The sequence below is a fragment of the Pseudomonas sp. A0308 genome, from assembly GCF_044218815.1.
GTDB classification, from domain to species: Bacteria; Pseudomonadota; Gammaproteobacteria; order Pseudomonadales; family Pseudomonadaceae; genus Aquipseudomonas; species Aquipseudomonas iridis.
On sequence record NZ_CP162581.1, the window covers coordinates 4,026,880 to 4,040,576 of the forward strand.

11 protein-coding genes are annotated in these 13,697 nt (G+C 57.9%); 3 read left to right on the plus strand and 8 right to left on the minus strand.

Annotated features, from left to right (window positions below; genetic code table 11):
• Positions 1 to 58: 58 nt before the first annotated feature.
• The 3 genes from rpoD to rpsU all read right to left on the minus strand — a co-directional run bounded on the left by rpoD (position 59) and on the right by rpsU (position 4,637).
• Positions 59 to 1,906 (minus strand): RNA polymerase sigma factor RpoD, encoded by a 1,848-nt coding sequence (gene rpoD / locus AB4P92_RS18525; RefSeq protein WP_042561397.1) that lies wholly within the window; start codon positions 1,904 to 1,906, stop codon positions 59 to 61.
• A 67-nt stretch (positions 1,907 to 1,973) separates the two neighbouring features.
• Positions 1,974 to 3,938: a DNA primase gene (gene dnaG / locus AB4P92_RS18530; RefSeq protein ID WP_395597988.1), complete on the minus strand. Its 1,965-nt coding sequence runs from the start codon at positions 3,936 to 3,938 to the stop codon at positions 1,974 to 1,976.
• Between the two features lie 483 nt (positions 3,939 to 4,421).
• A complete protein-coding gene (rpsU, locus tag AB4P92_RS18535; protein ID WP_002551877.1) occupies positions 4,422 to 4,637 on the minus strand; it encodes a 30S ribosomal protein S21 in 216 nt (71 codons plus the stop codon).
• A 202-nt stretch (positions 4,638 to 4,839) separates the two neighbouring features.
• Here rpsU and tsaD point away from each other — a divergent pair, with 202 nt between their 5' ends.
• Positions 4,840 to 5,865 carry a tRNA (adenosine(37)-N6)-threonylcarbamoyltransferase complex transferase subunit TsaD gene (tsaD, locus tag AB4P92_RS18540; RefSeq protein WP_042561395.1) on the plus strand — a complete coding sequence of 342 codons (1,026 nt, stop codon included), beginning with the start codon at positions 4,840 to 4,842 and terminating at the stop codon, positions 5,863 to 5,865.
• Positions 5,866 to 5,888: 23 nt separating this feature from the next.
• Here tsaD and plsY read toward each other — a convergent pair whose 3' ends face one another.
• Positions 5,889 to 6,458, minus strand: a complete 570-nt coding sequence (plsY, locus tag AB4P92_RS18545) for a glycerol-3-phosphate 1-O-acyltransferase PlsY (RefSeq protein WP_042561394.1) — start codon at positions 6,456 to 6,458, stop codon at positions 5,889 to 5,891.
• Between the two features lie 74 nt (positions 6,459 to 6,532).
• Between plsY and folB the strand changes: the two genes are divergently transcribed.
• Both folB and folK read left to right on the plus strand, forming a co-directional pair.
• Positions 6,533 to 6,889 carry a dihydroneopterin aldolase gene (folB, locus tag AB4P92_RS18550; protein ID WP_042561393.1) on the plus strand — a complete coding sequence of 119 codons (357 nt, stop codon included), beginning with the start codon at positions 6,533 to 6,535 and terminating at the stop codon, positions 6,887 to 6,889.
• Entirely contained in the window at positions 6,880 to 7,395 is a 516-nt protein-coding gene (folK, locus tag AB4P92_RS18555) for a 2-amino-4-hydroxy-6-hydroxymethyldihydropteridine diphosphokinase (protein WP_042561392.1), read from the plus strand. Before folB ends, folK begins: the two co-directional genes overlap by 10 nt.
• A 94-nt stretch (positions 7,396 to 7,489) precedes the next feature.
• On the opposite strand, the gene AB4P92_RS18560 is transcribed toward folK, so the two are convergent.
• The 4 genes from AB4P92_RS18560 to AB4P92_RS18575 all read right to left on the minus strand — a co-directional run bounded on the left by AB4P92_RS18560 (position 7,490) and on the right by AB4P92_RS18575 (position 13,647).
• Complete coding sequence (locus AB4P92_RS18560; protein WP_395597989.1) at positions 7,490 to 8,713, minus strand: multifunctional CCA addition/repair protein; 1,224 nt, start codon at positions 8,711 to 8,713, stop codon at positions 7,490 to 7,492.
• A gap of 63 nt (positions 8,714 to 8,776) precedes the next feature.
• Positions 8,777 to 10,339, minus strand: a complete 1,563-nt coding sequence (locus AB4P92_RS18565) for a SpoVR family protein (protein WP_042561390.1) — start codon at positions 10,337 to 10,339, stop codon at positions 8,777 to 8,779.
• The gene (locus AB4P92_RS18570) at positions 10,336 to 11,607 is read right to left on the minus strand and encodes a YeaH/YhbH family protein (protein WP_042561389.1); all 1,272 of its coding nucleotides are present in this window, start codon (positions 11,605 to 11,607) and stop codon (positions 10,336 to 10,338) included. Before AB4P92_RS18570 ends, AB4P92_RS18565 begins: the two co-directional genes overlap by 4 nt.
• A 117-nt stretch (positions 11,608 to 11,724) precedes the next feature.
• Positions 11,725 to 13,647, minus strand: coding sequence for a PrkA family serine protein kinase (locus AB4P92_RS18575; RefSeq protein WP_042561388.1), 1,923 nt, complete (start codon positions 13,645 to 13,647; stop codon positions 11,725 to 11,727).
• Positions 13,648 to 13,697: the final 50 nt, after the last annotated feature.

The window sequence follows — 13,697 nt, forward strand, 5'->3', positions numbered from 1 at the left end:
CGGAGGATTTAATCTGCTACATAAACAAAACCCCCGGCCTGGGCCGGGGGTTCTGGTATCACTCGTCGAGGAAGGAGCGCAAATGCTCGCTTCGCGTCGGGTGGCGCAGCTTGCGCAACGCCTTGGCTTCGATCTGACGGATCCGCTCGCGGGTCACGTCAAACTGTTTGCCCACTTCTTCGAGCGTATGGTCGGTGTTCATGTCGATACCGAAACGCATGCGCAGTACCTTGGCTTCACGGGCAGTGAGGCCGGACAGCACTTCGCGAGTCGCTTCTTTCAGGCTCTCAACAGTGGCAACATCGATTGGCGACTGCATGGTCGAGTCTTCGATGAAGTCACCCAGATGGGAGTCTTCGTCATCACCGATCGGGGTTTCCATGGAGATCGGCTCTTTAGCGATCTTCAATACCTTGCGGATCTTGTCCTCAGGCATTTCCATGCGTTCGCCCAGCTCTTCCGGGGTCGGTTCGCGACCCATTTCCTGCAACATCTGCCGGGAAATACGGTTGAGCTTGTTGATCGTCTCGATCATGTGCACCGGAATACGGATGGTGCGGGCCTGGTCGGCGATCGAGCGAGTGATCGCCTGACGGATCCACCAGGTGGCATAAGTCGAGAACTTGTAACCACGACGGTATTCGAACTTGTCCACCGCTTTCATCAGACCGATGTTGCCTTCCTGGATCAGATCGAGGAATTGCAGGCCGCGGTTGGTGTACTTCTTGGCGATCGAGATCACCAGACGCAAGTTCGCTTCAACCATCTCTTTCTTCGCGCGGCGGGCCTTGGCCTCACCGATCGACATGCGACGGTTGATGTCCTTGATTTCAGCAATGGTCAAACCGGTTTCGGTTTCCAGCGCGATCAGTTTCTGCTGGCAACGAATGATGTCCGGCTGAACACGGCCGATGGCTTCGGCGTATTTGCTCTTGCCTTTGGCCAGTGCGTCGGACCAGCTTTCGTCGACTTCGTTGCTCGGGAACTGACGCAGGAAATCAGCGCGTGGCATACGTGCATCACGTACGCACAGTTGCATGATCGCGCGCTCTTGCTGACGCAGACGATCCAGGGCACCGCGAACACGCTCGACCAGGGCTTCGAATTGCTTCGGCACCAGTTTGATCGGCATGAACAGCTCGGCCAGTAGCAGCAGTTCGGCAATCGCTGCCTTGTTGCTGCGACCGTGCTTCTTCAGCGCCTTGCGGGTGATTTCCATCTGATCGGACACAGCGCCAAAACGCTGGGCCGCGATGACCGGATCCGGACCGCTTTCGGCTTCTTCTTCGTCATCGGAAGAGTCGGCTTCATCGTCGTCGGTGTCGTCGTCAGCCTTGACGGCTTTCGGATCGACCGGCGGCGGCACTTCTGCCGCAGGCGGCGCAATGCCGTCGTCCGGGTCGATATAACCGCTCAGGACGTCAGAAAGGCGACCACCTTCGGTGGTGACGCGGGTGTACTCGGAGAGAATGTGGTCAACCGTGCCAGGGAAGTGCGCGATTGCGCCCATCACTTCACGGATGCCCTCTTCGATACGCTTGGCGATTTCGATTTCGCCTTCACGAGTCAGAAGCTCAACGGTACCCATTTCACGCATATACATGCGCACAGGGTCAGTCGTGCGACCGATATCGGTCTCCACCGCTGCCAACGCGGCTGCTGCTTCTTCCGCAGCGGCCTCGTCGGTATCGGCGTCGGCCAACATAAGGGCGTCCGCATCCGGAGCACTCTCGTGTACGGGGATCCCCATGTCGTTAATCATGCGGATGATGTCTTCCACCTGCTCAGGATCTGAAATATCCTCGGGCAGGTGGTCGTTGACCTCGGCGTAAGTCAGATACTTCTGCTCACGACCCAGTTTGATCAACTCAATAATACGAGACTGCTGTTGCGCTTTTCCGGACATAACACCCTATCCACTGAAGGTCTTGGCGGGCAAAAAACAAGCCGAGGATTATACCTGAGCTATGACCTCACGCGCCAGTTGAGGTCGGGCTTGATGCGGAAACATTGCGACTTAAAAGGTCGCGCAGTTGATTTTTCTCTTCGATACTCAGTTCGCTTTGACGCGCTTTCCTGAGTAACTGTTCAAGATTTCGCTCGCGTTGGCGGGCTGACAAGCTAGTAATGGTGTCGAAAAACTGTTGTTCAAGGTTATCTCCGTCAATCAGCCATTCCTTTTCTGCCAGTGCCTTGAGCAATCGACCCTGTTCAGTGCCGTGCCATCGCGCGATCAACTGAAATGAGTTTAGCTTGGGATTCTTCTGTACGGCTTCGAGCAGCGCCACAAGCAGCTGGGCGTTGGTCTGATTTTCGTCCGCAATGTGCTCGGCATCTTCGACGCGCTTGGCCAATTGCGGGTGATGAAGCAGTGTGCGCAGGGCGGTCAGGGTCGGCGACTCGACGCCGATTGGCGTTCGTGGCCGCTGCTGGTCGCGATCGCCACCACGCTTGCCGTTTTTATCCCAGGGTTTTTTGTCCCATTTCTTGCCGCCGGCACCGGGTTTTTTCGGCGTCCACTCCTGCTGCGGCGCGTACATGTCCTGCGCCTGCGGCTGATGGTAGTCGCTGTAATCGGGCATTGCGTCGTAATCGAAGCCCGGATCGTAGGCGGGCGGCGCTTCCTGCGGTGCGTTTTGCGCGAGCTGACTGACGGTTTCGCTGCTCAGGCCGGTGATTTCGGTCAAGCGCTGACGCATCAGAATGCGCAGATTTGCACCTGGCACTTTGTCGATCAACGGTGCAGCGAGGGTGGCCATGTGGGCCTTGCCTTCGAGCGAGCGCGGGTCGGACTCTTCGCTCAGTTGCTGGAAGAAATAATCTGCCAGCGGCTGCGCATGCTGATTGATTCGGGCCTTGAAGGCGTCGGTGCCCTCGGCGCGAACTAGGGTGTCCGGGTCTTCGCCTTCGGGCAGAAACAGGAATCGCGCGCGACGTCCATCCTGCAGGCTTGAAAGCGTTGCCTCCAATGCGCGCCACGCGGCATTGCGGCCGGCCTGGTCGCCGTCGAAACAGAACAAGACGTTGGGCACGACGCGGAACAGGCGTTTCATGTGCTCTTCGCTGGTCGCGGTGCCCAGCGTTGCGACGGCATTGCGCAGGCCTTGTTGGGCGAGGGCGATGACGTCCATATAGCCTTCGACGACGATGATTTCGTCAAGGTTGCGGTTGTTCTTGCGCGCTTCATAGAGGCCGAATAGTTCCTGGCCTTTATGGAAAACCGGGGTTTCCGGTGAGTTCAGGTATTTGGGCTTGTCGTCGCCCAGTACGCGACCGCCGAAAGCAATGATTCGACCGCGGCTGTCGCGGATCGGGAACATCACGCGATCGCGGAAGCGGTCATAGCGTTTGCCGGTTTCGGCGTTCTCGATCAGCAGGCCGGCGTCGATCATGGCTTTTTGCTGAAGTGTGTCGCTGCTCAAGTGTTTGAACAGATTGTCCCAGCCCGGCGGAGCAAAGCCTAAACCGAAGTCTCGGGCAATCTCACCTGTCAGGCCGCGACCCTTGAGGTAATCCACGGCGGCTTTGCGCGCTGGGTGGCTCTTGAGTGCCTGCCGATAAAAGTCAGCGGCAGCAGTGAGCAGCGGATACAGCGGCGAATCGGTCGGCTGGCGCGGCTTGTGCGGGCGGCCACTTTCTTCGCGGGGTATTTCCATGCCGGCGGCTTTCGCAAGGTCTTCAACAGCCTGGGGGAAATCCAGGTTGTCGTGATCCATGAGGAAGCCGAGCGCGTTACCGCCGGCACCGCAACCGAAGCAGTAATAGAACTGCTTGTCGGGGCTTACGCTGAACGACGGGGTTTTTTCTTTATGAAACGGGCAGCAGGCGGTGTAGTTCTTGCCAGCCTTCTTCAATTGCACGCGCGAGCTGACCACGTCGACGATGTCGGTGCGGTTCAGCAGGTCGTCAATGAAGCTCTGGGGAATCAGCCCGGCCATGGCGTGCTCGTCGTCTGCGCTGTAATAAGTCCGATGCGAAGGGCGGCCGGACGCGGGTCGTTGTTTGAAGCGCGCAAAATGTGCGGCTCGACCGGTGTCGTCTGCGTTATCGCTGTCGGGAAGTGTATCTGCCGAAAATCCACTGACGTTAGTACCAATCAGCCTTCGACTATTTGAAAGTGTTGCGCTGAATCCGCTGACGGCCGGTTAAAGACCTCGGATAGCTCAATAAAGCGGGCACGCATGCAGGTGCCTTGGGCTGATCGTCGTAAGAGGAATCAGTGGGTGTGCTCGTCAGTAGCCTTGAAAGGCTCGTCAGAAAAGACGTGCACCGCTGGCAAAAGAGCCAGGTCTGACGTTTGAAGCAGATTTGTCTCGGTCGCGTGTGCGGCGTCGACGATGAAGCATCAAGCGATATCCGCAAATGCCAATAGCCCGGCTGAGGGCCGGGCTTGGCAGAAGCTTGCTACGAACGTCTGTGTATTAGTACAGACGAACGGCGCGGCGCTGTTCGCGCTGAACTTTCTTGGCGTGACGCTTAACAGCGGCTGCTGCTTTACGCTTACGCTCAGAAGTTGGCTTCTCGTAAAATTCGCGGCTACGAACTTCAGCCAGTACACCGGCTTTTTCGCAGGAGCGCTTGAAACGACGCAGAGCTACGTCGAAGGGTTCGTTCTCTTTAACTTTGACGGCTGGCATCCAGAGCTACCTTCTTTCATTACCGGGATCAACGTTCTCGTCGCAAAAAATTCGCGGCTGAGGTCGTCGGTTTTTAAGGGTTGCGGATGTTAACCCCTCATCGCCCGGAATGCAAAGCCTCTGATCGAAAACCGCTGGTCGGGGCATCACGCGGGGACTATTATGCGCGCCTTCGAATTCAGCCTAAACAAGGCGCAAACCCATGCTAGTACTGGGATTAGAAACCTCCTGCGACGAAACCGGCGTCGCATTATATGACAGTGAACGGGGTCTGCTCGCCGATGCACTGTTCAGTCAGATTGACCTGCATCGCGCCTATGGCGGTGTGGTGCCGGAGCTGGCCTCGCGTGACCACGTCAAACGCATGCTGCCCTTGATTCGTCAGGTGTTGGCCGAGGCTGACTGTGTGCCGACCGAGATCGACGCGATCGCCTACACCGCGGGTCCTGGCCTGGTCGGGGCGCTGCTGGTTGGTGCTTCCTGCGCCCAGGCACTGGCGTTTGCCTGGGGCATTCCGGCACTCGGTGTGCATCACATGGAAGGTCATTTGCTGGCGCCGATGCTGGAGCCAGAACCGCCACAATTTCCGTTCGTCGCTTTGTTGGTCTCCGGCGGTCATACGCAGTTGGTTCAGGTCGATGGCATCGGTCAATACGCGTTGCTCGGTGAGACGCTCGACGACGCGGCCGGTGAAGCTTTTGACAAGACCGCGAAGATGATGGGCCTCAATTATCCCGGCGGGCCGGAAATCGCCAAGCTGGCGGAGAAGGGCGTCGCAGGACGTTTCACTTTCCCGCGTCCGATGTGTGATCGCCCGGGGCTGGAATTCAGCTTCAGCGGTCTGAAGACCTCGGCGCTCAACACCTGGCAGCAGCGCATCAGCGCCGGGGACGACAACGAGCAAGCCCGTTGCGACATCGCGCTGGCGTTCCAGCAGGCCGTGGTGGAGACTTTGACCATCAAGTGCAAGCGGGCCCTGAAACAGGCGGGCATGAAGCGCCTGGTGATTGCTGGCGGCGTCAGTGCCAACAAGGCCCTCCGTGTGTCGCTAGAGAAAATGCTCGGCGACATGAAGGGCGATGTGTTTTATGCCCGTCCCGAGTTCTGCACCGACAATGGCGCGATGATCGCGTTCGCCGGTTGCCAGCGATTGCAGGCCGGACAGCAGGAAAGTCTGGCGATCAGCGTGCAGGCGCGCTGGCCGATGGAGCAATTGTCGGCACTCTGATGGGCCGCGCTCATGAACGGTATTCAGAAATGCCGTTCGCGCCCGGCAAACAGGTCGCGTAGATTGCCACGGTGGCGCCAGACGATCAGCAGCGTCAATGCGCTCATCGGCAGCAGTGCCTCCGGTTCTTGCCAAGCCAGTAGCGGCAGAGTCAGCGGTGTGGCGATCAGCGCTGCCAGAGAGCTGGTGCGGGTCAGGTAGAACGTCAGCAGCCAGGCACACACCGCCAGCAGCGCAGCAGGCGGATACAGGGCCAGCAGCATGCCGGCAGCGGTGGCGACTCCCTTGCCGCCACGAAAACGGAAATACAGCGGGAACAGGTGACCGATCACGGCGCACACGCCAATCCAGGCCTGATCTTGCAGCGAAAGGCCGATAGCCGCAGCGAGCAGTACCGGCAGCAGGCCTTTGCACAGATCACCCAGCAGGGTCAGGATCGCGAGTTTGCGACCGGCCAGGCGCAGCATGTTGGTCGCGCCGGCATTGCCCGAGCCACTCATTCGCGGGTCCGGATTTCCGGTCAGGCGGCTGAGCAAAATGGCGAAGGACAGAGAGCCGAGCAGGTAGGCGAGAGTCGCCAGTAACCAAAACATGCTTACTATTCCGGGCGAGGACGCCCTGATTCTAACGGCGCATTGCGCCCTTGTCGTGCAGCGGAGAAAAGTGCGTGGACAGAGTGTTTATCGAGGGCCTGGAAGTCGACACCGTGATCGGTGCTTACGACTGGGAGCGCGGCATCCGACAGTGTCTGCGTCTTGATCTGAGCTTCGCCTGGGACAATCGCCCGGCCGCGGCCGGTGATGATCTGACCCTGGCGCTCGACTATGCCAGCGTTTCCACGCGTATCCAGGCGTTTGCCGAACAGGCGCAGTTCCAACTGGTCGAGACCTTTGCCGAGCGTCTGGTCGCGGTACTCATGGACGAATTCAAGATCACCTGGGTCCGCCTGAAGCTGACCAAGCCCGGCGCCGTGCCGGCCGCCAAGGGTGGCGTGGGTGTGGAGATCGAGCGCGGATGTCGCTGACTCAGGTCTATCTCGGGCTCGGTAGCAACATCGAGCGCGAAACCCATTTGCGCGCCGGTCTGGATGCGCTGGCCACTTTTTTGGTGGATATCCGCTGTTCGGCGGTATTCGAAAGCCAGCCTGTGGGGATCAAAAGTGGTCCGTTCTTCAACTTCGTGGTGTCGGCGTTTACCGACCTGCCGTTGATGGAGCTCGATCGTCGCTTGAAATTCATCGAAGCAGATAACGGTCGGTATGCGCCTGACCGTAAGGGGTTGCCGCTGGATATCGACGTGCTGTTGTACGGCGATCTGGTGGGCAATTTCGACGGATTGGTTCTACCGCGCGCCGAAATACTGAAAAACGCCTTCGTGTTGTGGCCACTGTCGCTGATTGCGCCAGATCGCGTGCATCCGGCTGTGGGAAAAAGCTTCGCGACACTGTGGGCCGAGGCGCAGATTGATCAAGTATTGGCGCCGGTGGGGTTCGAGTGGCGGGGCGAGCAGCTCACGCCGCCAAGTCTATAAATCAAAAGATCGCAAGCTCCTACGGGAAATGCGAATTTCCGTGTAGGAGCTGTCGAAGGCTCGGGCCGTGATCGGACGATCTTTTGAGCTGGCTTCAAGCACTCTCTTTGTAAGCCTTCAAGGCCTTGAGCCGTTCGCGCTTAAGCGCCTCGCCCAGTTCAGGGCCCTTGAATCCTTTCTCTAGCAGTGGCTGCACCGCCACGCCACGCGCCACACTGGCCGCGCCCCGCAAATAATCAGCCTGTGGATAACTCCTGTCCTCCAGCCCCTTGCGGCCTCGGGCATCCATCTCGCACGCAGCGATAAACTCTTCGAATCGCTGCGGCCGGCGATAGACATCAAAACTTTGCAGCAGCTCCAGCAACGTTGAGGCCTTCAACTCCAAGGCGCGGTGGCCGTGAGTGTGGTACTGGCCTACCAGCAGCGCCAGTTCCTGACAGTCCTTTGGCGCCTTGAAGCGTTCGTTGACCACTTTGATCAGCTTCAGCCCCTTGTGTTCGTGGGCAATGTGTCGTGGCCATTCCTCTTCTGGCGTCAGGCCTTTGCCGAGGTCGTGCAGCAGGCAGGCCCAGCGTACGGTGAGCGGCTGTTTGTGCCGCGCCGATTGCTCCAGCACGCTAAGCGTGTGGATACCGCTGTCGATTTCCGGGTGATGGATTTCTGGCTGCGGCACACCGAACAGCGCATCGACTTCCGGCATCAGCACTTTCAGTGCGCCGCAATCGCGTAAGACCTGAATGAACACCTGCGGTTGGTCTTCCATCAGTGCCCGGGAGATTTCCTTCCAGCTGCGTTCGGCTGTTAGTGCCTCAAGTTCGCCAGACTTACTGAGCTGACGCATCAGGTCCAGCGTTTCCGGCGCAACGGTGAAACCCAAATCCGCGTAGCGAGCGGCGAAGCGGGCAACACGCAGTACTCGCAGCGGATCTTCGGCGAATGCCGGCGAAACGTGACGCAGGACTCGAGCTTCGAGGTCGCGCTGGCCGTGATAAGGATCGGTCAGATTCTGCTGGTCGTCTTCGGCCATGGCGTTGATCGTCAGATCACGGCGGATCAGGTCTTCTTCAAGCGTGACTTCAGGGCTGGCGTGAAAGGTGAAGCCGCCATAACCCCGACCGCTTTTGCGCTCGGTGCGGGCGAGGGCGTATTCCGCGCCGCTTTTCGGATGAAGAAACACCGGAAAATCCGCGCCGACCGGGCGATAGCCCTGAGCGAGCATTTCTTCGGTGGTGGCGCCCACCACGACCCAGTCGATATCGGTGACCGGTTTGCCCAGCAAGCGATCACGTACCGCACCGCCAACCTTGAAAATCTGCATAAAAAACCTCCGTTAGCCCGACAGGATAACCCTTGCGTCGAACTTTCGGAGGCCAGAACCGAATCAAAGGTGAATGACGGCAAGGTCGAGCCGACCGTAATCCCCTTCGCTGTGTTCACCGCGTGGCGGAACGTGATGGGTTTTCATGATCTGGTCGCCTTGCAGCGTTTCCAGATGAATGTCGAAACCCCACAAGCGATGCAGATGTTTGAGCACCTCTTCGGTGGAGTCGCCCAGCGGTTTGCGGTCGTGTTGCTGATGCCGCAGTGTCAGCGAGCGGTCGCCGCGACGATCAATGCTGTATATCTGCACGTTCGGTTCACGATTGCCGAGGTTGTATTGCGCTGCGAGGGTTTCGCGGATAGTCCGATAGCCCGTTTCGTCATGGATGGCGGGTACCAACAGGTCATCTTTCTGGTCATCATCAAGGATGCTGAACAGTTTCAGATCGCGGATCACTTTCGGTGACAGGTACTGCAGGATGAAGCTTTCGTCCTTGAAGCTGCTCATGGCGAATTTGATGGACGACAGCCAATCCGTCCCGGCGATGTCGGGGAACCAGTGGCGATCTTCCTCGGTGGGCTCTTCGCACATGCGCCGGATGTCGCGGTACATGGCAAAGCCGAGTGCATAAGGGTTGATCCCGCTGTAGTAAGGGCTGTCGAAACCTGGCTGGAACACCACGCTGGTGTGCGACGTCAGGAACTCCATCATGAAACCGTCGGTGACCAGCCCTTCGTCATACAGGTCGTTCATCAGCGTGTAGTGCCAGAACGTCGCCCAACCCTCGTTCATTACCTGAGTCTGGCGTTGTGGATAGAAGTACTGGGCGATCTTGCGCACGATCCGCACGATTTCCCGCTGCCAGGGCTCCAGCAACGGTGCGTGTTTCTCGATGAAGTAGAGGATGTTTTCCTGCGGCTCGGCCGGGAAGCGTGCGTTGTCCTTGTCGCTGTATTTGTCCGCGCCTTTGGGAATGGTGCGCCACAGATCGTTGATCTGTTTCTGCATATGTTCTTCGCGATCTTTCTGCCGACGGCGTTCCTCTTCGGCGGAAATCGGATACGGGCGTTTGTAGCGATCAACCCCGTAGTTCATCAGCGCATGGCAGGAATCGAGCAGGTCTTCCACGGCATCAATGCCATGGCGTTCCTCGCATTGCATGATGTACTGCTTGGCGAACACCAGGTAATCGATGATTGAACTGGCGTCGGTCCAGGTGCGGAACAGGTAATTGCCTTTGAAGAAGCTGTTGTGCCCGTAGCAGGCATGGGCCACGACCAGGGCCTGCATGCAAATGGTATTCTCTTCCATCAGATAGGCGATGCACGGGTCCGAGTTGATCACGATCTCGTACGCCAGCCCCATCTGCCCGCGACTGTAGGATTTTTCGGTGCTGAGGAAGTGTTTGCCGTAGGACCAGTGGTGGTAACCCAGCGGCATCCCGACCGAGGCATACGCATCCATCATCTGCTCTGCGGTAATCACTTCAATCTGGTTGGGGTAGGTATCCAGCGCATAGCCGGCCGCGATGCGGGCGATTTCGCGGTCGTAGGTCTGGATAAGCTCGAACGTCCATTCGGAGCCGGTGGAAATGGGTTGGCGTTTCTGCTCTTTGGCGGTCATGTCACTAACCTGCGCTGGAAGAGTTCACGGAAGACCGGATAGATATCCCCGGCCGAGACCAATTGCTGCTGGGCAAACGTATCGGAAAAGGCTTCGGCGATGCGTTCGTACTCGTACCAGAGGGCTTGGTGTTCGCGTGGGGTGATCTCCACGTAAGTGTAGTACTGCACAAACGGCATAATCTGATTGATCAGAATGTCGCGGCAGATGGGAGAGTCGTCGTTCCAGTTGTCACCGTCGGAAGCTTGCGCGGCGTAGATGTTCCATTCGTTGCTCGGATAACGCTCTGCCATGATCTCCTGCATCAGTTTCAAGGCGCTGGAGACGATGGTGCCGCCGGTTTCCCGGGAATAGAAAAACTCCTCCTCGTCCACTTCCCGGGCGCTGGTGTGATGGCGGATGAACACGACGTCGATCTTGTCGTAGTTGCGCTTCAGGAACAGGTACAGAAGGATGAAGAAGCGCTTGGCGATGTCCTTGGTTGCCTGGGTCATCGACCCTGAAACGTCCATCAGGCAAAACATGACAGCCTTGGAGCTTGGGTTGGGTTGCTTGATCAGCAGGTTATATTTGAGGTCAAAAGTATCGAGGAATGGCACCCGATGGATGCGCGCGCTGAGCTTTTCGATTTCTGCTTCGAGTGTCTGAATATCGCCGAAGTTGTCGGGCTCTTCGCGTTTGATCCGCTCGAGTTCTGCTTTGGCTTCGCGCAGTTTTGCCCGGCTGCTGCCTGACAGGGCGATGCGCCGCGCGTGAGCTGAACGCAGGGTGCGGATGATGTTGATGCGTGAGGGATTGCCTTCGTTACTGATCCCTGCGCGCACGGTCTTGAAGGTGTCAGTGCCGGTCAGGTTGCGTTTGACCAGGTTCGGCAGTTCGAGGTCTTCAAACATGAATTCGAGGAATTCTTCCTGGGTAATCTGGAAGACGAACTCGTCCATGCCCTCGCCGGAATTACCCGCCTTGCCCGGGCCGCGTCCGCCGCCCCCTCCCGGAGGTCGGGCGATGTGTTCGCCGGCCGTGAACTCCTTGTTGCCGGGATGAACCACAGTCTGCTTGCCGCCGCGACCGTGGTGAAGCACCGGCTCGTCGATGTCGCGACCGGGAATGCTGATTTGTTCGCCGTGCTCCATGTCGGTAATGGAGCGACGGCTGACCGCCTCTTCGACAGCCTTTTTGATGTGGTCACGATAACGCCGCAGGAAACGCTGGCGGTTCACCGTGCTCTTGTTCTTGCCATTGAGACGTCGGTCGATCACATAGCTCATAGGCCCCTCCGGGGAGCTTCAAGTCATAAGCTTCAAGCTGCAAGTGAAAGCTCACCCGCTCTCGAGATCGGTTTTTGCTGTTCTCTTGCAGCTTGTCGCCAGAGGCTTGCAGCTGCTTTATTGCGATTTGCGGACCCGTAGGTACCATTCGGAAAGTAGCCGTACCTGTTTGTCGGTGTAGCCGCGTTCGACCATTCGTGTAACAAAGTCATTATGTTTCTGCTGGTCCTCTTTGCTGGCCTTGGCATTGAAGCTGATGACTGGCAGCAGGTCCTCAGTGTTCGAGAACATTTTCTTCTCGATGACCACCCGCAGTTTTTCGTAGCTGAGCCAGGTCGGGTTCTTACCGTTGTTGTTGGCCCGGGCGCGCAACACGAAGTTGACGATCTCGTTGCGGAAATCCTTCGGATTGCTGATGCCGGCAGGTTTTTCGATTTTCTCCAGTTCCTCGTTGAGGGCGACACGGTTGAGGATCTCGCCGGTTTCCGGATCGCGGTATTCCTGATCCTGAATCCAGAAATCTGCATACAGCACGTAGCGGTCGAAGATGTTCTGGCCGTACTCGCTGTAGGACTCCAAGTAAGCGGTTTGAATCTCCTTGCCGATAAATTCGATGTAGCGCGGTGCCAGATACTCCTTCAGGAAGCGAAGATAGCGTTCGCGGGTCTCCGCCTGGAACTGTTCCTGCTCGATTTGCTGTTCCAGCACGTACAGCAGATGCACTGGGTTGGCGGCAATTTCATGCGGATCAAAGTTGAAGACCTTGGACAGGATCTTGAACGCGAAGCGGGTCGACAGACCATTCATGCCCTCGTCGACGCCTGCCGTATCGCGGTATTCCTGAATCGACTTGGCCTTTGGATCGGTGTCCTTGAGGTTTTCGCCGTCGTACACGCGCATCTTCGAATAGATGTTGGAGTTTTCCGGCTCCTTGAGGCGCGACAGCACGGTGAACTGCGCCAGCATCTTCAAAGTGTCGGGCGCGCAATGCGCTTTGGCCAGGGAGCTGTTGAACAGCAGTTTGTCGTAGATTTTTACTTCATCGCTGACCCGCAGGCAGTACGGCACCTTGACGATGTAGATCCGGTCGATGAAGGCTTCGTTGTTCTTGTTGTTGCGGAAGGTGTGCCACTCCGATTCGTTGGAGTGGGCCAGCAGAATCCCGGTGAACGGAATCGCGCCCAAGCCTTCGGTACTGTTGTAGTTGCCTTCCTGAGTGGCAGTCAGCAGTGGGTGCAGCACCTTGATCGGTGCCTTGAACATTTCGACGAATTCCATCAGGCCCTGGTTGGCCCGGCACAGCGCACCGGAGTAGCTGTAGGCGTCGGCGTCGTTCTGTGGGTATTCCTCGAGTTTGCGGATGTCGACCTTACCGACCAGCGCCGAAATGTCCTGGTTGTTTTCATCGCCCGGTTCGGTCTTGGCCACGGCGATCTGGTTGAGGATCGACGGATACAGTTTGACCACGCGGAACTGACTGATGTCGCCGCCGAATTCGGCCAGGCGTTTGGTCGCCCAAGGCGACATGATGGTGTTGAGGTAGCGTTTGGGAATGCCGAAATCTTCCTCGAGGATCGCGCCATCTTCGGTGGCGTTGAACAGACCCAGCGGCGACTCGAATACCGGCGAGCCCTTGATCGCGTAGAAGGGCACTTTTTCGATCAGCTGTTTCAGCTTCTCGGCCAGGGACGATTTACCGCCACCGACGGGGCCGAGCAGATAGAGGATCTGTTTCTTCTCTTCCAGGCCTTGGGCGGCGTGGCGGAAATACGACACTATCTGGTCGATGCATTCTTCCATCCCGTGGAAGTCTTCAAAGGCCGGATAACGACGAATCACCTTGTTGGAGAAGATGCGTGACAGCCTCGAGTTGGTCGAGGTGTCGAGCAGTTCCGGTTCGCCGATGGCCAGCAATAGACGCTCGGCGGCGGAAACGTAGGCGCTACGGTCTTGCTTGCACAGCTCCAGGTACTCTTGCAGCGAGAGTTCTTCCTGGCGTGTGGACTCGAAGCGTTGTTGGAAGTGGCTAAAGATACTCATGACGTCACCTCGCTCGATACGTGGAGCCGACGCCGGATCACTCAGTCGAT